The sequence below is a fragment of the Chryseobacterium sp. Bi04 genome (assembly GCF_918698085.1).
GTDB lineage: Bacteria > Bacteroidota > Bacteroidia > Flavobacteriales > Weeksellaceae > Chryseobacterium.
In genome coordinates, this window is record NZ_CAKKLP010000005.1 from 263,628 (window position 1) to 283,003 (window position 19,376).

A 19,376-nucleotide genomic window follows, 5' to 3' on the forward strand; every position below is an offset into this window, starting at 1 on the left:
CAAATATGCATCTACAAATCAAACAAGCTAACATAGGTTACCATACTACTTTAATATCAAATGCTAATGCAGAGATTAAGCTTGGCGATGTATGTCTGTTGATTGGTAATAACGGGGTCGGGAAAACAACATTAATCAAATCTATTCTCCATCAGATTTCTTTACAGAGTGGAGAAATATTAATTAATGGTAAAAATGTAAAAAAGTTTTCGGTAAAAGAAATTGCTAAGCAGATTGCTGTTGTTTTTTCAAAATCGGTTGTCCCGCAGCATTATACGGTTGAAGACCTTATTTCGTTGGGAAAATATATTTACTATCCTTTTTATTTTGAATTAAAAGAAGAAGACCGGAACGAAGTCGCTCACATTATAGAAGAATTAGAGTTAACCCAATATCGACATACCCTTCTTAAAAATCTTTCGGATGGTAATCTTCAGAAAGCTTTTATCGGGCGGGCTATAACGCAGAACTCCCCTATTATTATTTTGGATGAGCCCACTACTCATCTTGATGAAAAAAATAAGATTATCATTCTTAAAACCCTTAGAAAGCTGGCTAAAGAACAGAATAAACTTATCCTGTTTTCTTCTCACGACTGGAGGCTGGCAAAAGAATTTGCAGATAAAATATGGTATATAAAGAACTATCAGTTATATTCGGGAATTGTAGAAGATATTCTGCTTCAGAATGAGGAACTGACTACTACTTCTTTATTTCAAATGAGTGAGAATTTTATAGCTCCTCATATCTCGGCACCCCAGGTTTATAAAGAAATGTTATATTCTCTGCTTCAAAAAAACTTCCAAAAAGATCTTTCTTCATTTCATTTTGAGCTTCAGAACCATTTTTGGGTAATTACTAAAGATAACACCAAACAACAATATCAATCCTTTGAAGAAATCATCAATTTCGTTAAAAACATTCATTAATACTTAGTTTTTGTTATTTATTTCATATACTATGCATGCATAGTATTATGCTAATCATACAATTTAATCCGCTTATTATCAGCTTATTAACAAAATTTAACGTTAATAAATACTATGCATGCATAATATTTACTAAATTTGGGTAAAACCATTAGCGCAAAAATGATGGACAAAGATAAAATAGAAAACGTAGATTTAATTTTGAAGCAGACCTGGCTGGCTGTTTCAAAAATGTACACAGAATTAGCTCAGGAACATGATTCTACAGCAGTACAGGCCCTCACCCTTCTTAAGATAGATCCCAAAGAAGGAACCCGAAGTACGAATCTTGGCCCTAAGATGGCCATAGAGCCCACCTCTTTAACGAGAATCATCAAACTTTTAGAAGATAACGGATATATCTATAAGGAAAAGACAACCACTGATAAAAGAGAGGTCATTATTAAACTTACAGATAAAGGGTTAAATTCCAGAAATATGTCTAAGGAAGTAGTGGTCAACTTTAATAAAAAGGTGATGGAAAAAATTGCTCCCGAGAAGCTGGATACTTTTAAAGATGTGATGACTGAAATCATGAAGATAGCCAACGAATTATTAAACAACAGAAAATAAATTATAATGAAACCGTATGGTTACATACGACCTTATTAAAAATAAAAATTTACATATGAAAAGAAGAATCAAACATGTAACGGTTCTTGGTTCAGGAATTATGGGAAGCGGTATCGCGGCTCACTTCGCCAATATCGGTGTTGAAGTGTCACTTTTGGATATTGTTCCTTTTGAACTGACTGAAGCTGAGCAGAAAAAAGGTTTGACCAAAGATGACAAAGTAGTAAGAAACAGAATTGCTACCGAAAACTTTGAAAAACTGAAAAAAGCAAGTCCTGCACTTCTTTATTCTCCAAAGTTTGCAGATAGAATTAAAGTAGGAAACTTCGATGATGATCTACAGAAAATAAAAAATACAGACTGGATCATTGAAGTAGTGGTAGAAAGACTTGATATCAAGAAATCAGTATATGAAAAGATTGAACAGTTCAGAAAGCCGGGTACATTAATTTCTTCTAATACATCCGGAATTCCGATCCATTTCTTAACAGAAGGAAGAAGTGAGGATTTCAAAAAATATTTTGCAGGAACACACTTCTTTAATCCGGTAAGATATCTTCCTCTTTTAGAGATTATCCCTACTAACGATACGGATCCTGAGATTATAGATTTCTATATGAACTACGGAGCAAAATTCTTAGGTAAAACGACTGTTTTAGCCAAAGATACTCCAGCTTTCATCGCCAACAGAATCGGTGTATTTTCTATGATGGATCTTCTTCATAATGTACAGAAATTAGGATTAACGGTTTCTGATGTAGATAAATTGACAGGTCCTGTCATTGGACGTCCTAAATCTGCAACATTCAGAACCGCTGATGTAGTAGGTCTTGATACATTGGTAATGGTAGCCAACGGAGTTCGTCAAAGCGGTGCTGAAGCTAACGATTTCAATGATGTATTTGCTCTTCCGGGTTATATCCAGAAAATGATGGATAATAAATGGTTAGGATCAAAAACAGAACAGGGATTCTACAAAAAAGTAAAAAATGCTGAAGGTAAATCTGAAATTCACGGATTAAACCTTGATACTTTAGAATATGAGCTTCAGGGAAAATCCTCATTCCCTACCCTTGAGCTTACAAAAGCGATCGACAAACCTATTGACAGATTTAAAGTATTGATCGGTGGTAAAGATAAAGCAGGGGAATTGTACAGAAAATCTTTAGGGGCACTATTCGCCTACGTTTCACATAAAGTTCCTGAAATTTCTGACGAGGTTTACAAAATTGATGATGCCATGAGAGCTGGTTTCGGATGGGAAAACGGACCATTTGAAATCTGGGATGCCGTAGGCGTTGCAAAGGGTATTGAACTGGCAAAAGATGCTGGATACGAAGTTTCAGACTGGGTGAAAAACGTAGAAACATTCTATAAAGTAAATGATGAAGGACAAAGTATTTACGTTGATAAAAATTCAGGAGAATACAACAAGATCCCTGGTCAGGATGCTTTCATCATCTTAGATAATATCAGAAAGAATAAAACAATCTGGAGTAACTCGGGTGCTGCTATTGAAGATTTGGGAGACGGAATCATCAACTTCGAGATCCGTTCAAAAATGAACTCTCTTGGAGGCGAAGTTCTTGATGGATTAAACAGAGCTATTGATTTAGCAGAAAAAGAATATGACGGATTAGTGGTAGGAAATCAGGGAACAAATTTCTCTGTAGGAGCTAACCTTGCTATGATCCTTATGATGGCTATTGAGCAGGATTGGGATGATCTAAATATGGCGATCGCCTACTTCCAGAAAACAATGATGAGAGTAAGATACTCTTCTATTCCTGTAGTAGTTGCTCCCCACGGAATGACTTTAGGAGGTGGTTGTGAAATGACCATGCATGCAGACCGAGTGGTTGCCGCAGCAGAAACGTACATCGGACTGGTAGAAACCGGAGTGGGTGTAATTCCTGGAGGGGGTGGTACAAAAGAACTTACCCTGAGAACTTCAAGAGAATTCCATAGCGATGACGTTAAAAACAACAGACTTCGTGAAGCTTTCATGAACATTGCTATGGGTAAAGTAGCCACTTCAGCTTACGAAGCTTATGATATGGGAATTCTTGAAAAAGGTAAAGATATCGTTTCTGTAAGCAAAAACAGACAGATTGCAGAAGCTAAAAAAGTAGCAAAACTACTAGCTGAACAAGGGTATACCCAGCCTATTGAGCAAAGAGTAAAAGTATTGGGTAGGGACGCATTAGGAATGTTCTACGTAGGAACAGACCAGATGCTTACCGGAAACTATATTTCTGCTCACGACAAGAAAATTGCAGATAAGCTGGCTAATGTAATGGTAGGTGGAAATCTATCTGAACCAACAGTAGTTACCGAACAATACTTACTGAACCTTGAAAGAGAGACCTTCCTTCAACTTTGCGGAGAAAGAAAAACCCTTGAAAGAATCCAGTACATGTTACAAAATGGTAAACCGTTGAGAAATTAATGGGCGGCTCCGTAGGAGCAGGTTGTTAATAGCTATATGAATAATTTACAATTTTTGCAGAGCCTCGTAGAGGCGACCTGTTAGTTTTTATGGCAAACACATACACACAAATTTATATTCAAATTGTTTTCGCTGTTAAAGGAAGACAAAACCTGATTTCGAAAGAAAACAGAGAAGAATTACATCAATTTATTACAGGTATTGTTTCCAATAGAAATCAAAAATTATTCGCAGTTTTTGCAATGCCTGACCATGTTCACATTCTTGTAAGTATGAATCCGACAATGTCAGTTTCAGATTTAGTAAGAGATATTAAAGCAGGATCTTCAAAATTCATTAATGAAAAAGGATGGATAAATGGAAAATTCAATTGGCAGGAAGGATACGGAGCATTTTCTTATTCTAAAAGCAGTATTGATCCGGTATTGAAATATATTTTAAACCAGGAGGAGCATCATAAAAAGAAAACTTTTAGAGAAGAGTATCTGAATCTGATGTCAAAATTCGAAATTGAATATGATCCAAAATACCTATTTGAATGGATTGAAGATTAACAGGTCGCTCCTACGGAGCTCCACAAAAAATACGAAGACAAATAAACAGCTATGAACAGTTTATCTCTACGAGGCAAAAAAATTTCAAAAACAAATTAATTAAACAAAAAAATGAAACAAGCATATATAGTAAAGGGTTTTAGATCTGCCGTTGGAAAAGCTCCAAAAGGAAGTTTAAGATTCACAAGACCTGACGTCATGGCAGCTACCGTTATTGAAAAATTAATGGCTGAGCTTCCACAATTAGATAAAAACAGAATTGATGACCTTATTGTTGGGAATGCTATGCCGGAAGCTGAACAAGGGCTTAACGTGGCACGTCTGATCTCTTTAATGGGATTAAATACAGACAAAGTTCCGGGAGTAACGGTCAATAGATATTGTGCTTCAGGAAGTGAGGCTATCGCTATTGCTTCGGCAAAAATTCAGGCCGGAATGGCTGACTGTATTATTGCCGGTGGTACAGAATCTATGTCTTATATTCCAATGGGAGGTTACAAACCGGTTCCTGAAACGGATATTGCAAAGACTAACCCTGATTACTACTGGGGAATGGGTTACACCGCTGAAGAAGTAGCCAAGCAATATAATATCACAAGAGAAGAACAGGATCAGTTTGCTTTTGAATCTCATGTGAAAGCTTTAAAGGCTAATCAGGAAGGTAAATTTGCCAATCAGATTGTTCCTATCCCGGTAGAATATAATTTCCTGGATGAAAATCAGAAAATGCAGACTAAAAAGTTTGATTTCTCTGTAGACGAAGGTCCAAGAAAAGACACTTCTTTTGAAGGATTATCAAAATTAAGACCTGTATTTGCCAACGGAGGTAGTGTAACTGCCGGAAACTCTTCTCAGATGAGTGACGGAGCTGCTTTTGTAATGGTAATGAGTGAAGAAATGGTAAAGGAATTAGGATTGGAACCAGAAGCAAGACTGGTAGCTTATGCAGCTGCGGGACTTGAACCGAGAATCATGGGAATGGGACCTATTTATGCGATTCCAAAAGCATTAAAACAGGCAGGTTTAGAATTAAAAGATATCGACTTGATCGAACTTAATGAAGCTTTCGCTTCTCAGTCTGTTGCTATTAAAAAAGAATTAGGTCTAAACCCTGATATTTTAAATGTAAACGGAGGGGCAATTGCTCTTGGGCATCCACTGGGATGTACAGGTACCAAACTTACTGTTCAGCTTTTAGACGAAATGAGAAAGCGTGGCAACAAATACGGAATGGTTTCTATGTGTGTAGGAACAGGACAAGGAGCAGCTTCAATTTTCGAACTACTTTAAAGACAGAGAGATAATAGATGGATAGATAATAGACTTAAAGACAAAAGAAAGGCATGACTGATTTCAAAAGACATAATTTTAAGAAGCTTAAAATCTGGCAACTGGGCCTGGAATTATCAAAAAACATATTAGATTTGACAGATACTTTTCCAACACATGAAAAATATGGTTTGAAAAGTCAAATGGACAGATGTGCAATTTCAATTCCATCAAACATAGCCGAAGGTTCAAGCAGAACAAATAAGTCCTTCAGTCATTTTTTAGATATTTCTTTAGGTTCATCATTTGAATTGCAAACACAAATATTATTAGCAAATCACAGAAAATATCTATCTGACGAAAAATGTGAAATTTTCGAAATTAAAATTGAAGAATTTCAAAAAGCAACAATGGTATTTCAGAATACTTTGAATAAAAACTAATAAGATAAAAGACTAAGAGATAATAGAAAGAAAATAGACAAGATTAAACATCTATTATCTATCCGTCTATTATCTAAATAGTCTCAAAAAAATAAAAAATAAAATAATATATGGCTACATTAAAAGGCGGGGAATTCCTAATCAAACAAATTCCTGCAAGCGAAATTTTCAGTATTGAAGAACTGAACGAAGAACAAAAAATGCTTCGTGATTCTGCAAAAGAATTTATAGACAGAGAAGTGGTTCCTCAAAAAGAGCGTTTTGAAAAGAAAGATTATGCATTTACGGAAGAAACAATGCGTAAACTTGGAGATATGGGAATGTTGGGAATTGCTGTTCCTGAAGAGTACGGAGGCTTGGGAATGGGCTTTGTAACCACTATGCTTGCCTGCGACTATCTTTCTGGAACTACAGGATCGTTAGCAACAGCTTACGGAGCTCATACAGGTATCGGAACACTTCCTATCGTTCTTTACGGAACGGAAGAGCAAAAGAAAAAATACCTTCCGGACCTGGCTACAGGAACAAAATTCGGGGCTTACTGTTTAACAGAGCCTGATGCAGGTTCTGATGCTAACTCAGGAAAAACAAGAGCTAAACTTTCCGAAGACGGAAAACACTATATCATCAATGGTCAGAAAATGTGGATCTCCAATGCAGGATTTGCAGATACATTCACACTATTCGCTAAAATTGATGATGATAAAAATATCACAGGTTTTGTAATCAACCGCTCAGAGCTTGAGAACCCTGAAAGCTTAACTTTCGGTGAAGAAGAACATAAGCTGGGTATCCGTGCCTCTTCTACCCGTCAGGTATTCTTCAATGATATGAAGATTCCTGTAGAAAATCTTTTAGGGGAAAGAAATAACGGTTTTAAAATTGCTTTAAACGCACTTAACGTTGGCCGTATCAAATTAGCAGCAGCTTGTTTAGATGCACAGAGAAGAATTTTAAACCACTCTATCCAGTATTCTAACGAGAGAAAGCAATTTGGAGTTTCTATTTCAACGTTCGGGGCGATCAGAAAGAAAATTGCAGAAATGGCTACCGGTGTTTTCGTAAGTGAGGCTGGTTCTTACAGAGGAGCAAAAGATATTCAGGATAAAATTGATGAGTTGGTAGCTGGCGGAATGGATCATCAGGCAGCTGAGCTAAAAGGTGTTGAAGAATTCGCTGTAGAATGTTCAATCCTTAAAGTATTCGTTTCCGACCTTGCCCAGCACACTGCTGATGAAGGTATCCAGGTGTATGGAGGAATGGGATTCTCTGAAGACACTCCAATGGAATCTGCATGGAGAGACTCAAGAATTTCAAGAATCTATGAAGGAACGAACGAGATCAACAGATTATTAGCGGTAGGAATGCTTATTAAAAGAGCGATGAAAGGTGAATTAGACCTTTTATCTCCTGCAATGGCTATCAGTAAAGAGTTGATGGGAATCCCTTCATTTGAAGTTCCTGATTATTCAGAATTTATGAGTGAGGAAAAATCAATTATCGCAAACCTTAAGAAAGTGTTCTTAATGGTTTCCGGAGCTGCTCTTCAGAAATACATGATGGATATTGAGAAACAACAGCATTTATTATTAAATGCTTCTGAAATTCTTAACCAGATCTACATGGCTGAATCTGCTGTATTGAGAGCTGAGAAACACTTCTCTCCTGATTCTGTAGAAGCTGCAATGGCTCAGTTAAACCTTTACAAGGCTGTTGAGAAAATCATCGTAGCCGCTAAAGAAGGAATTATTTCTTTTGCTGAAGGTGATGAACAGAGAATGATGCTTTCAGGGTTAAGAAGATTTTCAAAATATGCTAACCATCCAAATGTAGTGGCCCTAACTGAAAAAGTAGCGGCTCATTATATCGAAAAAGGAGCTTATTAGTCTTTGTAACATAAATTTGATTTTAAAACGTCCCATTTTTGGGGCGTTTTTATGTTTAATTACAAAGTATAAAAGAGCAAACGAATTTCAGAAAACTCCGGAATTCAATATTTTTTCCTAATTTTATTAACAGAACTTGTTTACACTTTTTATTTTAACCATAAAAGTTACAGCGTTTCTTGAACGCTTAAGTTTAATAAACTAAGGTGTTTATAGCGTTTCACTCAGCTTTTGTACAGCCTTATAAACTAATAACTCAAAATAAAAACATATGGGAAAATTCGTTATTTCAAAGAGAACAAACAGTGAATTTCAATTTAACCTTAAAGCAGGAAACGGACAGGTGATCTTAACGAGCCAGGGATACAGCTCAAAATCTTCCTGTGAAAAAGGAGTTGAATCTGTGAGAACCCATTCTCAGGATGACACAAAATATGAAAGAAATAAGGCTAAAGATGACAGATGTTATTTTAATCTTAAAGCTGGAAACGGACAGATCATAGGATCAAGCCAGATGTATGAATCTGAAAACGGTATGGAAAACGGAATAGAATCCGTAAAAAACAATGCTCCCCATGCCTCTTTAGATGATGAAACAGATTTATAAAAAACATCTGAAATAATATCAACAAAATGTCTTATCTTTTTAGGGCATTTTTTATTTTTGCACTCTATTTTTTAGAAAAAATGACAAAAGAAGATTTATTACATAAAGCTATAAAAATAGCGACCAAAGCACACAAAGGACAAACGGATAAGTATCATGCTCCTTACATAGCTCATGTGATGCGGGTTATGGAGTATGGTAAAACACTGGATGAAAAAATAGTGGGTGTACTGCACGATGTCGTAGAAGACCATCCTGTGGAGTTCAGTCTGGATTATTTAAGAACCGAAGGTTTTCCGGAATATATCATTTTCGCGATCAGCTGTCTTACCAAGTTTGATCCGGAAGAAGATTACGACGAATTTGTGAAAAGGACCGAAAGATCACCGCTGGCTGTTGCTGTAAAGTTAAATGACCTTCGCGACAATATGGACCTCAGAAGAGTAAACAGGGAGCTTAGTCCTAAGGATATCAAAAGGTTTAATAAATATCTGAAAGCCTATCATTACCTGATAGAGAAATATTAATCAGCACCCGGGAAGTCATAAGTCTTCACGTGATGATCCGTACCGTCAATATTGATATTCAAGGCAAGGTAGATGAAATGTAAGTTTTTATTTCCTTTGGCTTCAAATTCACGCTGCCAAAGATATCCGGTTAGAATTCCAAAGTATTCATCGATCTGATAGCCAAACCCTCCATATACCCTGTTTCTGGCGAAAGTAGGCTTCATAGGTGATACAAGGAAAATTTCGTCATAAGCATTGGCAAAAACAGTTCCTTTCTTTATTGTTTTAGCATTTAAAGGGACACTGACATTCAAACGGTAACGGTAACGCATTCTTTGAGAGGTTTTGTCTATCTGCGGTTCATAAAACCAGCTTTTTTCAACACGGAAACGGTTTTCAAATTTTACGATACCTTTTTTAAAGTCGATTACATCCTGAAGCCATACCCTGAACTCTTCTCTGCTCAGGCTATGGTCTTTATAATTGACATATCTCCCAAGTCCTACAAAAGGTTTATGGTTTTTGGTAAGATTATATCCCAGTCCACCTTTTATTTCATAATAGTCGGGGTAAGTATAGTCTTCATTGCCACGAAGCTGCCCTTCTGCATATATGAAAAATTTTGGATGAAACTTATAGGTTAAAGTCACAGCATTGAAGCTGGAAAGATGTTCCTGGGCTTTATATAATGTCATACTCAAAAGTAAACTCAGACTTAAAAAAAGTTTCATAAAAAATTTTTGCAAATGTATATTTTTTAACAATTTGTTAATATTAACTTTAATTCATATTAAATTAACAGCTACTTAATATCAATAGTGTATGAAAACCCAATGTGGAACCATCTTTGGGGCATTTCTACTCCAAAGGCTTCAGTATAATTTGTATTGGTCACATTATTGATCAGAACATAGACTGAAAAGTCCTTTTGGGCAAAACTTAATTTTTCATCCAGCAGATTATAGGTTCCCAGATTTTCTCTTTCATTATATCTGTACACAAGCTCATTCGTAAAGTTTTTAAGGAATTTTGTCTCCAGTCTGGCTACCACCTGATGTTTCAGATTATCAAGAATATACCTTGAAACAAACTCATTATTTTCTTTGTATTTGCTATCCAGGAAAGTATATCCCACCGAATATCTCAACCAATCATTTACTTTATGATTTACTTCAGCTTCTATTCCTTTTATTTTAATTTCGCCAACATTTTGGGCATACCAGACCTTATCATTGAACGTATTTTTAACCCAGTCTATAGAATTATCGGAATTCCTCATAAATCCACTGATTTTCGCAAGAATCCTATTGTTTTGAAACTGATATCCAACTTCTGATGAAATGGCATTTTCGGGTTGTAAATTGACATTACCATGCTCGGTTGGGCTTACGTAATAAAGCTCAGTAAATGTTGGAATACGGTGTACTTTAGCTATATTTCCGTAGATCTTATTGTTGGTATTGAAACTATAGCCTACATCAAGTCCCGGATAGAAAAAATTACCTTCTTTAGAATAATTAGCCCATGAAATTCCCGGGCTGATATTCAGTTTTTTATCGAGTAATGAAAAATGATGTTCAAAGAAGACCTGGGACACAAAACGGTTAGGGTTCCCCAAATTACTGCTTACTAAAAACTCTTTCCTCAGTTCCACGCCAACTCCGGTTGTTCCCAGCCCCCATTGGTAACTTGAATTTACTTCTCCTCCTACGTTATTTCCAATATGCATATTCCTGTAAAACGATGGATTTTGCCTGCTATAAAGGTACATATCCTGCCCTCTTCTCCAATATACATTAGAATTAAGCTTCAGCTTTCCAAAAGTTTGCTGATGGGCTACGCTTACAATGGATGCCTGGGTTTCCTCATACTGTTCTGTAGCGCTTTTAGAAGCATAAAATCCATTGGCTCCGAACTTTTTCTCTGAAAAACCTGCCTGAAGTTTAAGATCTCCGTTTTTAATACCCATCCGGCCCTGGTAAAATACATTCCTGATTTCATAATCAGTATTATACATATATCCCTGTGAAGAAGCAGAATTTGCCTGAAGGGCACTTGAAAATTTTTCATTTCCCAGCTGGGCACTGAAACCGAGGCCATACGTTTCATAATCTCCCCCATCTGCACTGATTTTCACTCGCTTTCCTGGGATTACTTTAGTGATGATATTAATTACCCCCGCATAGGCATTCTGACCAAATCGTCTGGCAGCAGGACCTTTGATAACTTCTATTTTTTCTACATCTGCTAAATCTACCGGAATATTCATATTGTTGTGCCCGGTTTGGGAATCATTCATTCTGATCCCGTTCAGCAATAGTAAGACCTGTTCAAAAGAACTTCCACGGAAGCCTATATCACTCTGCACCCCGTTGGCTCCCCTCCTTCTGATATCCATTCCTGAAACCTGCTGAAGAATTTCATCAATACTTCTGGCCGGAGAATGAGCAATATCTTCTTTGGTGATGACACTGATATTCTGATTGGCATTTTTATAAGGTGTAGAGATAAATTTCCCCTGAAATTCAATGCTTTCAATATCTGTTGTCTTTTCCTGTGCCTGTACCCAAAGCAGAGATCCCAGAAAAAAAGCACTTCCTATCTTTTTGATCATAACGTATCCGTAATTTTCTTTTATAACAGATTCCAAAAGTAAGGGAGTTCACTAAGACAGACAAATGATACTTGTCATAAAAAAAGATGCAGCATGGGGTGCTGCATCTTGTGTTGAGGGAGTAATTTTTTCTATCTTTTTCTCATTAAATGTGTAACCAGATCTCTGAATAATTTCCTCATCTCTATATTACATATTTATGAATACAATTTTAAATAATTTTTAAACATAAAACAATACTTGCGTAAAAAAACATAATCAAAATCATAAAATTCCTTAAAACACAATGAAAAATAAATATTCTAAAAAAGTAAATACAGCAAAAAAGCCGCTATTTTATTTTTTATCAGTGCATTATTTAGCTTTCAAAACACTTTTTTTCACTTATTCTGCTATTTATTTTGAAAACAGAACAAGCATAGAATTTTCACTAAAAATTCGTAATTTTGTGGGTCTTAATTTTTCGGGAGAAGACATTCTTTTCAACTGTATTTTCTGACGGCATTTTATCAATAATGCAGTCTTGTATCAGAAGAATTGGGGAATGAATTTAAAAGTTCAATTGATGACATCCCGGAATATTACCAGGGCAAAGCACTACTACTGGCAGATCAAATACTGTGCAGTTACTTTTATGAATAAACAAAATATGGCTAATACTACAGAAATAGATATAAAAAAACAGATTTTCGTTAAGAATGCACATCTTAACAATCTGAAACATATAGATGTTCTGATTCCTAAAAACAAACTGATCGTGATTACGGGAGTTTCGGGAAGCGGTAAATCATCTTTGGCTTTTGATACAATTTATGCAGAGGGACAGAGAAGATATGTAGAAAGTTTAAGTTCTTATGCACGACAGTTTTTAGGAAAACTGGAAAAACCTAAAATTGATGATATTAAAGGGCTTGCTCCTTCCATAGCCATCCAGCAGAAGGTAATTTCTTCCAATCCACGGTCTACAGTAGGAACATCCACTGAAATCTACGATTATATGAAGCTTCTGTTTGCCAGAATCGGGAAAACTTTTTCTCCGGTTTCCGGGGAGGAAGTGAAAAAGGATTCTGTTTCTGATGTGGTAGATTTTATTAAAGCATCAAAAAAAGACACTCCTTTTTTATTGACTGCACCCTTGGAATATGATGCAGATAATTTTAAAGAAACACTGAATATTTTAAAACTAGCCGGTTTCACAAGACTTGAAATAAACGGAAATGTAGCGGGAATAGAAGATTTGGAGAGTTTCGGATTTATCCCTGAAAAAGGAATGATCATCAATCTTGTGATTGACCGTTTTTCTTATGAGGAAGACGAAAGTTTCTTACAGCGACTTGCCGATTCTATCCAGATGGCTTTTTATGAAGGCCGTGGATATTGTGCACTGAAAAATCCGGATACGGGATCGGTAAAAGAATTCTCCAATAAGTTTGAACTGGATGGTATAGAGTTTTTGGAACCCAATGTTCATTTTTTCAGCTTCAATAATCCTTATGGGGCATGTCCGGCTTGTGAAGGCTATGGAAAAGTAATCGGAATTGATGACGATCTTGTGGTACCCAATAAAACGTTATCCATCTATGAAGATGCCGTAGTATGCTGGAGAGGGGAATCCATGAGCGAATGGAAAAAAGATTTCATAAAAAAAGCAGGCGACTTCCCTATTCATAAGCCTTATCATCAATTAACAAAGGAACAGAAAAACTTCCTTTGGAAAGGTGACGGAAAGAGCAGCTTCCCTTCTATCAATAATTTCTTCAAGATGCTTGAGGAAAACCTGTATAAAATCCAATACCGTGTGATGCTTTCCCGCTACAGAGGAAAAACCTTATGCCATACCTGCGAAGGGTTAAGGCTTCGTGAGGAAACCAGCTGGGTAAAAGTAGACGGACATAACATCCAATCGATGATTGAACTTCCTTTGGATGAGCTGGCACCTTTAATTAACGGATTACAGTTGTCTGAACATGATCAGGAAGTAGCAAAAAGACTGTTATATGAAATCACGACCCGTCTGGAATTTTTATTAAAGGTTGGTTTAGGATATTTAACTTTAAACAGAACCTCCAATACACTTTCCGGTGGTGAAAGTCAGAGAATTAATCTTGCCACAAGCTTGGGAAGTTCTTTAGTAGGGTCTATCTATATCCTGGATGAACCTTCTATCGGTCTTCATTCTAAAGATACGGAAAACCTGATCGAAGTATTGAAAAACCTTCGTGATTTAGGAAATACGGTTATTGTGGTAGAGCATGATGAAGATGTAATGAGAACCGCCGATTATATTATAGATATAGGTCCGGAAGCTGGTTATCTTGGTGGAGAGCTTGTATTTGCAGGCGATTACAAAGATCTGAAAAACGCTGACACACTGACCTCAAAATATCTTACCGGAAGATTGAAAATAGAAATTCCTGAAAAACGCAGAAAGGCCAAGGAATGGATTCATATCAAAGGGGCACGCCAGAATAACCTTAAAAATATTGATGTAGATGTTCCTTTGGAAAGCCTGGTTGTGATCTCGGGAGTTTCAGGAAGCGGAAAGTCTACTTTAATGAAAGAAATCCTTACCAATGATATCCAGATTCAGTTGGGAATGGGCGGTAAAAAAGGGGATTATGATTCTGTAGAATTCCCTAAAAAACTGATTAAAAATATTGAACTGATCGACCAGAACCCGATCGGAAAGTCTTCCCGTTCCAACCCTGTAACCTATCTGAAGGCGTACGATGATATCCGTGATCTTTTTGCCAAGCAGAAAATCTCCAAAATGATGGGCTATAAACCTAAACATTTCTCATTCAACGTAGATGGCGGAAGATGTGATGAATGCAAGGGTGAAGGGGTAATCAATGTTTCTATGCAGTTTATGGCTGATATTGAACTGGAATGTGAGGTTTGTAAAGGGACACGTTTCAAAAATGAGATCCTTGAAGTAAGGTTTGATGAAAAGAATATTTCTGATATCCTTCATATGACAGTAGATGAAGCATTGGAATTCTTTAAAGATAATAACGAAGAAAAAATTGTCACCAAGCTGAGACCTTTACAGGAGGTTGGACTGGGCTACCTGCAGCTGGGGCAGAGTTCTTCTACCCTTTCCGGTGGTGAGGCACAGCGTGTAAAACTGGCATCATTCCTTGTTAAAGGCGTTACAACAGATAAAACCCTGTTTATTTTTGATGAGCCTTCTACAGGTCTTCATTTCCACGATATTCAGAAACTTTTGAAATCTCTGCAGGCACTGATTGATCTTGGACATTCTGTGATCGTTATTGAACACCAGCCGGATATTATAAAATGTGCCGACCATATTATCGATATCGGTCCGGAAGCCGGAAAACATGGTGGTGAGGTGGTATTCGCCGGAACGCCGGAAGATTTAGCAAAAAATAAGAAGTCTTATACTGCAAAATATATCAAGGAAAAACTTGAAAACTAACTATAAAACAGAGAGCCATTGAGCTCTCTGTTCTTTTTATCTCCCTTTTTCTGTGAGTCGAAAAATCTGCACAACCATACTTATCCACAAAAAATTGTGGATAACTTGTGAATTTTAACATTAAGTTCATATTTCGTATTAGAATTATTTGTACATTTACTATGTAATAATAATCGAAGTGGAAACTTTATTTGCTTTTCTTACTACTATTGAAATTGCAATTAAATTTGAAATAAAAATTTAAGCACAGCATTGTCGGCTGTGCTTTTTATTGTTGTCTAATTAAAAAAATGAGATGTATTTATCTACTGAATCCCGCTCCTAAAGAGCGGGTTCTTTTATTTTTTGTTGGATAAACCAATACCAATCTCCATTCTGTCATCTTCAAATCATTAAAACAGATTTAAATAATATGTATCTTTACGACTCCAAAGGCCCCATAGTTCAATGGATAGAATAGAAGTTTCCTAAACTTTAGATCCAGGTTCGATTCCTGGTGGGGCTACTTTTAAAATAATGTAGGCATTGATTTTAGATAATAGTATTGATTCACTTCAAGAAAATCATTAGAGTAACAGAGTTTGAAAACTATTTTAGCAACTACTGTAAAAATAAAGTAGTAAGTAAAGACTCTTTTAAATATTTCTAAAAATAATTTTGCAAAAAATAACCTGGTGAAGGAACTGGATCTATTTTAGATTTGACCTTAGAATTACTTTCAATCCACTTTCGTATTTTAATATCATTATTTAGAGAATCATTTAAAGGAATACTTGGATAAAGTCTATTGTTATGAACATCATTATTCAAATATATAATTAAACATTTTTTATCTACTTCTTTCTGTGCAGTTGAAAACGATAAATCTCCAATATCACATACTGATGTAAATTTCTTTCCGTTTACAATAAAAGTGTATATAAAATTGAAACCAGTCCCTCTTCCATAATCATCAATTTTTTTTATTGTACCAATTGCATAAAGGCCATCTTGCTTATAAGAACTTTTAAATTTTCTTATAAAATGATATTGGTAAAAAATCATTGCTATAGTTAAAATAGCAAATATTATAGTGTAATATGTTTTAACAAAATTTATCATTTAGCTTTCGAATTTTATTTGCACGGTAAAGTTTACCGTAAAACTTACCCTGGCTGAACTGCGTTCGCAGTCTTCGTAAAAGCTTCTTTTTTACTCATTCCTTGTACTGGTAAATATAGCTGTTACTGCGCCAAGACAAGACCATTGCAATTGCAATGGTCTTTATTTATTAACTCAAAGTCACAGTCTGTGCACAGCGTGGAAATTAAGCATAATATTTTGGTCTATTAGAGAATGTCAAAAGTAAATTCTGTCCTTTTTTTTGAATATATAAATATTTAAATTTTATCAAATCCGAATTTTTCAGTTCAATTTTATTGTTATTTACATAAATAATAAAAGAGCTTATTATTTTATCATTACTGGAGAAAAATGCAGATTCACCAGTTACATTATTAGTTGATATTTCTTTAGAAAATTTATTTTTCCCATTGATATATATATCTATTTTATCACTCTTAAATAACTCTTCAAAAACCACATTAAATTTATCTTTAATTATTTTATCAATATTTTTTTCTTTTTCTGTTAATTCTAAGTTATCATAACTAGTATGATATTTCAATTCCTGTGCTCTAAAAGCATTGCAGGAATTGAAAATAAGGATTAATATAAAACTAATCAATATTAAATAATGGTGTAACAAATTGTTTTTCATTCGTTTCTATTTTTACTTTTGTTGGGATATTTTGTTTCATTGTTTCCAATTGTTCATTAGTAACATTATACTCGGTAGGCTGCTTATCCATCAAATTTTTTGGATCAGATTCATGGTTCATTCCAACAGAATGCCCCATTTCATGAACACCTACAGCAGGCTCATTACTCGCAAATATTGTATGTACCTGCATTATATTGGATTGGGAGTCTCCAACAATTGCTAAACCTGCAGTCATAGGACTTGATCCTCCTTCTACCTTATCAACTAATTTTATTCCATAATCACCTTCTTTTAACTTATTTACATATTGCACAGACTCAAATTTCGTAGTAATTGATACATCATTAGTTGTTCCTGTAAATGTCTTTTCTGCATTGGCTACAATTGTGTTAACAAGTGAGACTGCATCTTTTTGTAGTAATGAAGAATTATTTTCTACTTTTAGCCTTACCTTATTCTCAATTCTTTGAGATCCATTTAAAGAATAATAATGAGTTGATGCCCATTCCAAACCTTCCAATTCTCTACCGTCAACAACCCTATTTTCAGCAAAATTAAAATGGGATTGATAAGCATACTTTTCACTTAACGGGTCAACATTAAAGAACCTACCCATCGCAGCATCATAATTCCTCCACTTGTAGGAACTCCATCCCGTTTCTCTCAGTTTTTCCTGTCCCTGACTAGAATAAGTATAATTTGGCGTTATTGAATGGAGGTACTTAATTTCTTCCAAACTCTAGCCCAAAAGAGATAAAAGTGAGTCATCCTTGTCTATTGTCAGATTTTCGCCAGCTCCAATACTGTAGGTCAGCCTGAGATTTACGATTAAATCTCTATGGTAGTAAATATAAAATAGCACATTATAAGTATAAAAGACAGTTTGCTTTTTATCCTAAGATATGAACAAGATACTCACTACTACGAGAAACTTCTTCTAATCAATTCTTAAGTTGTTACTAAATCTAACAATCCATTTATTTTGATAGTAATAGAGATAAATAATCCTATATTTTGTATCAATCGGTATTTCAAAGCACGTTTTATTACGCTCTGAATATCCTTTCATAATATATTTATTATCGGCAGACGACAGTTTATAGGTAAAAGCGGCAGAATAAGTATCAAATTTTGTAGTATCTGTAACGATCTTTTTATTAAATATCTCCTTTTGATTAATGTTAATTTTTATCTGATCATTAAACTCGTCCAAGAAATAAATAGTTAAATAATTTTTTGCTCTTTCTTGTTTAGAAAGTTTGTATTTCCCTTTTTTAATGTATTGGACTTCAAAGGTATTTCCACAATCACTCTGTAAATCTGTTCTTGTAAAGCTTTTACAGCCACCTAGGACACATAAGATTATCAGATAATATATAAATTTTTTCATAATTAATTCTTTGGTTGTTGAGATTGTATTATTTCATCCATTTTTTTTAACTGTCCGGAGGTCAATTTTGATCCGGCACTTTGTTTATAGTTTGGATTTGGATTAGCTCCTGAATTTAAAAGATTAGCTTTAACTGTTTTGGGTGAAACATCTTTCGACTTTTGATTAACATCAGAAACTTTATCCCTGTTCTCCCAAGGATGATCTAATCCAGCAGAGTGTCCAGATTCATGATTAAAAGATCTTGCAATATCACTATTTCCTCTTTTGGTACCATCAACTGTGCCCGTAACTGTAAATGAATTTTCTTGAGTTTCCCCTAATGTTGCAGTAACGCCTCCTTTAAATTTTGAAAATTCTTCACCATTTTCATTAGTTATAACCTCACTTGTTTGATTTACAATTTCAACTTTCATGGTCGCTTTATCTGAAATAATCAATTCAGCTTTTGCTCCGTCTGCTCCATAAGTCTTCGAAAAATCTTTTTTTATGAATTCTACTAATTGATTAAACTGTTTATCTTTAAGTTTGGTATTATTATTAATAGATACAGCAAGTTGTCGATTAGTCGTTATGCCTTTATCATTTTTTGTAGAAGCCCATTCTAATCCTTCCAGTTCTCTCCCATCAACAACTCTATTCTCTGAAAAGTTATAGTGTGATTGATAAGCATATTTTTCACTTAAAGGGTCAACATTGAAAAACCTGCCCATCGCAGCATCATAATTCCTCCATCTGTAAGAACTCCATCCTGTCTCTTGTTGTTTTTCCTGCCCTGGCTAGAATAGGTATAATTTGGCGTTATTGAATTACTCGTACCTAATTCTCCCCCAAATTCCAGTCCAAAAGGATAATAGTGGGTAACTAACTTTCTTTCTGTAGTAAATAGTTTCATTTTTGCAATCGGAAA

17 protein-coding genes, 1 tRNA gene and 1 pseudogene are annotated in these 19,376 nt (G+C 35.2%); 11 read left to right on the top strand and 8 right to left on the bottom strand.

Annotated elements, in window-relative coordinates; all coding sequences use genetic code 11:
• Positions 1–5: 5 nt before the first annotated feature.
• From LQV47_RS10785 to LQV47_RS10825, 9 genes are all read left to right on the top strand, one after another.
• On the top strand, positions 6–929 hold the full coding sequence (locus tag LQV47_RS10785; RefSeq protein ID WP_230036726.1) for an ABC transporter ATP-binding protein: 924 nt from the start codon (positions 6–8) through the stop codon (positions 927–929).
• 165 nt (positions 930–1,094) lie between these two features.
• On the top strand, positions 1,095–1,541 hold the full coding sequence (locus tag LQV47_RS10790) for a MarR family transcriptional regulator (RefSeq protein ID WP_230036865.1): 447 nt from the start codon (positions 1,095–1,097) through the stop codon (positions 1,539–1,541).
• Positions 1,542–1,596: 55 nt separating this feature from the next.
• A complete protein-coding gene (locus LQV47_RS10795) occupies positions 1,597–3,990 on the top strand; it encodes a 3-hydroxyacyl-CoA dehydrogenase/enoyl-CoA hydratase family protein (RefSeq protein ID WP_230036728.1) in 2,394 nt (797 codons plus the stop codon).
• A gap of 89 nt (positions 3,991–4,079) precedes the next feature.
• Positions 4,080–4,544, top strand: a complete 465-nt coding sequence (tnpA, locus tag LQV47_RS10800) for an IS200/IS605 family transposase (protein ID WP_230036730.1) — start codon at positions 4,080–4,082, stop codon at positions 4,542–4,544.
• A 111-nt stretch (positions 4,545–4,655) separates the two neighbouring features.
• The gene (locus LQV47_RS10805) at positions 4,656–5,834 is read left to right on the top strand and encodes an acetyl-CoA C-acyltransferase (protein WP_230036732.1); all 1,179 of its coding nucleotides are present in this window, start codon (positions 4,656–4,658) and stop codon (positions 5,832–5,834) included.
• Between the two features lie 53 nt (positions 5,835–5,887).
• The gene (locus LQV47_RS10810) at positions 5,888–6,256 is read left to right on the top strand and encodes a four helix bundle protein (protein WP_230036733.1); all 369 of its coding nucleotides are present in this window, start codon (positions 5,888–5,890) and stop codon (positions 6,254–6,256) included.
• A gap of 110 nt (positions 6,257–6,366) precedes the next feature.
• Positions 6,367–8,142: an acyl-CoA dehydrogenase family protein gene (locus LQV47_RS10815; protein ID WP_230036735.1), complete on the top strand. Its 1,776-nt coding sequence runs from the start codon at positions 6,367–6,369 to the stop codon at positions 8,140–8,142.
• Positions 8,143–8,413: 271 nt separating this feature from the next.
• Positions 8,414–8,749: a YegP family protein gene (locus LQV47_RS10820; RefSeq protein ID WP_230036737.1), complete on the top strand. Its 336-nt coding sequence runs from the start codon at positions 8,414–8,416 to the stop codon at positions 8,747–8,749.
• Positions 8,750–8,829: 80 nt separating this feature from the next.
• Positions 8,830–9,276 carry a phosphohydrolase gene (locus LQV47_RS10825; protein WP_230036739.1) on the top strand — a complete coding sequence of 149 codons (447 nt, stop codon included), beginning with the start codon at positions 8,830–8,832 and terminating at the stop codon, positions 9,274–9,276.
• Here the strand turns inward: LQV47_RS10825 and LQV47_RS10830 are convergent.
• Complete coding sequence (locus LQV47_RS10830; RefSeq protein ID WP_230036741.1) at positions 9,273–9,989, bottom strand: DUF2490 domain-containing protein; 717 nt, start codon at positions 9,987–9,989, stop codon at positions 9,273–9,275. The two genes, LQV47_RS10825 and LQV47_RS10830, sit on opposite strands and share 4 nt — an antisense overlap.
• Before the next feature lie 71 nt (positions 9,990–10,060).
• The gene (locus tag LQV47_RS10835) at positions 10,061–11,872 is read right to left on the bottom strand and encodes a TonB-dependent receptor (protein WP_230036744.1); all 1,812 of its coding nucleotides are present in this window, start codon (positions 11,870–11,872) and stop codon (positions 10,061–10,063) included.
• Between the two features lie 649 nt (positions 11,873–12,521).
• On the opposite strand from LQV47_RS10835, the gene uvrA reads away from it, so the two are divergent.
• Both uvrA and LQV47_RS10845 read left to right on the top strand, forming a co-directional pair.
• Positions 12,522–15,314 carry an excinuclease ABC subunit UvrA gene (uvrA, locus tag LQV47_RS10840; RefSeq protein ID WP_230036867.1) on the top strand — a complete coding sequence of 931 codons (2,793 nt, stop codon included), beginning with the start codon at positions 12,522–12,524 and terminating at the stop codon, positions 15,312–15,314.
• 433 nt (positions 15,315–15,747) lie between these two features.
• Positions 15,748–15,819 (top strand) — tRNA-Arg (locus tag LQV47_RS10845).
• Positions 15,820–15,959: 140 nt separating this feature from the next.
• On the opposite strand, the gene LQV47_RS10850 is transcribed toward LQV47_RS10845, so the two are convergent.
• The 6 genes and pseudogenes from LQV47_RS10850 to LQV47_RS10875 all read right to left on the bottom strand — a co-directional run bounded on the left by LQV47_RS10850 (position 15,960) and on the right by LQV47_RS10875 (position 19,361).
• Positions 15,960–16,415 (bottom strand): hypothetical protein, encoded by a 456-nt coding sequence (locus tag LQV47_RS10850; protein ID WP_230036746.1) that lies wholly within the window; start codon positions 16,413–16,415, stop codon positions 15,960–15,962.
• Positions 16,416–16,620: 205 nt separating this feature from the next.
• Positions 16,621–17,073: a hypothetical protein gene (locus LQV47_RS10855; RefSeq protein ID WP_230036748.1), complete on the bottom strand. Its 453-nt coding sequence runs from the start codon at positions 17,071–17,073 to the stop codon at positions 16,621–16,623.
• Positions 17,033–17,812 (bottom strand): matrixin family metalloprotease, encoded by a 780-nt coding sequence (locus LQV47_RS10860; RefSeq protein WP_230036750.1) that lies wholly within the window; start codon positions 17,810–17,812, stop codon positions 17,033–17,035. Before LQV47_RS10860 ends, LQV47_RS10855 begins: the two co-directional genes overlap by 41 nt.
• 201 nt (positions 17,813–18,013) lie before the next feature.
• Entirely contained in the window at positions 18,014–18,466 is a 453-nt protein-coding gene (locus LQV47_RS10865) for a hypothetical protein (RefSeq protein ID WP_230036752.1), read from the bottom strand.
• A gap of 2 nt (positions 18,467–18,468) precedes the next feature.
• Positions 18,469–19,182, bottom strand: a pseudogene (locus tag LQV47_RS10870) (hypothetical protein); the annotation flags it as partial.
• Positions 19,149–19,361, bottom strand: a complete 213-nt coding sequence (locus tag LQV47_RS10875; RefSeq protein ID WP_230036756.1) for a hypothetical protein — start codon at positions 19,359–19,361, stop codon at positions 19,149–19,151. The pseudogene LQV47_RS10870 and the gene LQV47_RS10875, both read right to left, overlap by 34 nt.
• Positions 19,362–19,376: the final 15 nt, after the last annotated feature.

Bases quoted from the DNA above. Each gene is read 5' to 3' on its own strand.
- LQV47_RS10785 (WP_230036726.1), top strand. From the start codon at position 6: ATGCATCTACAAATCAAACAAGCTAACATAGGTTACCATACTACTTTA.
- LQV47_RS10790 (WP_230036865.1), top strand. From the start codon at position 1,095: ATGGACAAAGATAAAATAGAAAACGTAGATTTAATTTTGAAGCAGACC.
- LQV47_RS10795 (WP_230036728.1), top strand. From the start codon at position 1,597: ATGAAAAGAAGAATCAAACATGTAACGGTTCTTGGTTCAGGAATTATG.
- tnpA (WP_230036730.1), top strand. From the start codon at position 4,080: ATGGCAAACACATACACACAAATTTATATTCAAATTGTTTTCGCTGTT.
- LQV47_RS10805 (WP_230036732.1), top strand. From the start codon at position 4,656: ATGAAACAAGCATATATAGTAAAGGGTTTTAGATCTGCCGTTGGAAAA.
- LQV47_RS10810 (WP_230036733.1), top strand. From the start codon at position 5,888: ATGACTGATTTCAAAAGACATAATTTTAAGAAGCTTAAAATCTGGCAA.
- LQV47_RS10815 (WP_230036735.1), top strand. From the start codon at position 6,367: ATGGCTACATTAAAAGGCGGGGAATTCCTAATCAAACAAATTCCTGCA.
- LQV47_RS10820 (WP_230036737.1), top strand. From the start codon at position 8,414: ATGGGAAAATTCGTTATTTCAAAGAGAACAAACAGTGAATTTCAATTT.
- LQV47_RS10825 (WP_230036739.1), top strand. From the start codon at position 8,830: ATGACAAAAGAAGATTTATTACATAAAGCTATAAAAATAGCGACCAAA.
- LQV47_RS10830 (WP_230036741.1), bottom strand. From the start codon at position 9,989: ATGAAACTTTTTTTAAGTCTGAGTTTACTTTTGAGTATGACATTATAT.
- LQV47_RS10835 (WP_230036744.1), bottom strand. From the start codon at position 11,872: ATGATCAAAAAGATAGGAAGTGCTTTTTTTCTGGGATCTCTGCTTTGG.
- uvrA (WP_230036867.1), top strand. From the start codon at position 12,522: ATGGCTAATACTACAGAAATAGATATAAAAAAACAGATTTTCGTTAAG.
- LQV47_RS10850 (WP_230036746.1), bottom strand. From the start codon at position 16,415: ATGATAAATTTTGTTAAAACATATTACACTATAATATTTGCTATTTTA.
- LQV47_RS10855 (WP_230036748.1), bottom strand. From the start codon at position 17,073: ATGAAAAACAATTTGTTACACCATTATTTAATATTGATTAGTTTTATA.
- LQV47_RS10865 (WP_230036752.1), bottom strand. From the start codon at position 18,466: ATGAAAAAATTTATATATTATCTGATAATCTTATGTGTCCTAGGTGGC.
- LQV47_RS10875 (WP_230036756.1), bottom strand. From the start codon at position 19,361: ATGAAACTATTTACTACAGAAAGAAAGTTAGTTACCCACTATTATCCT.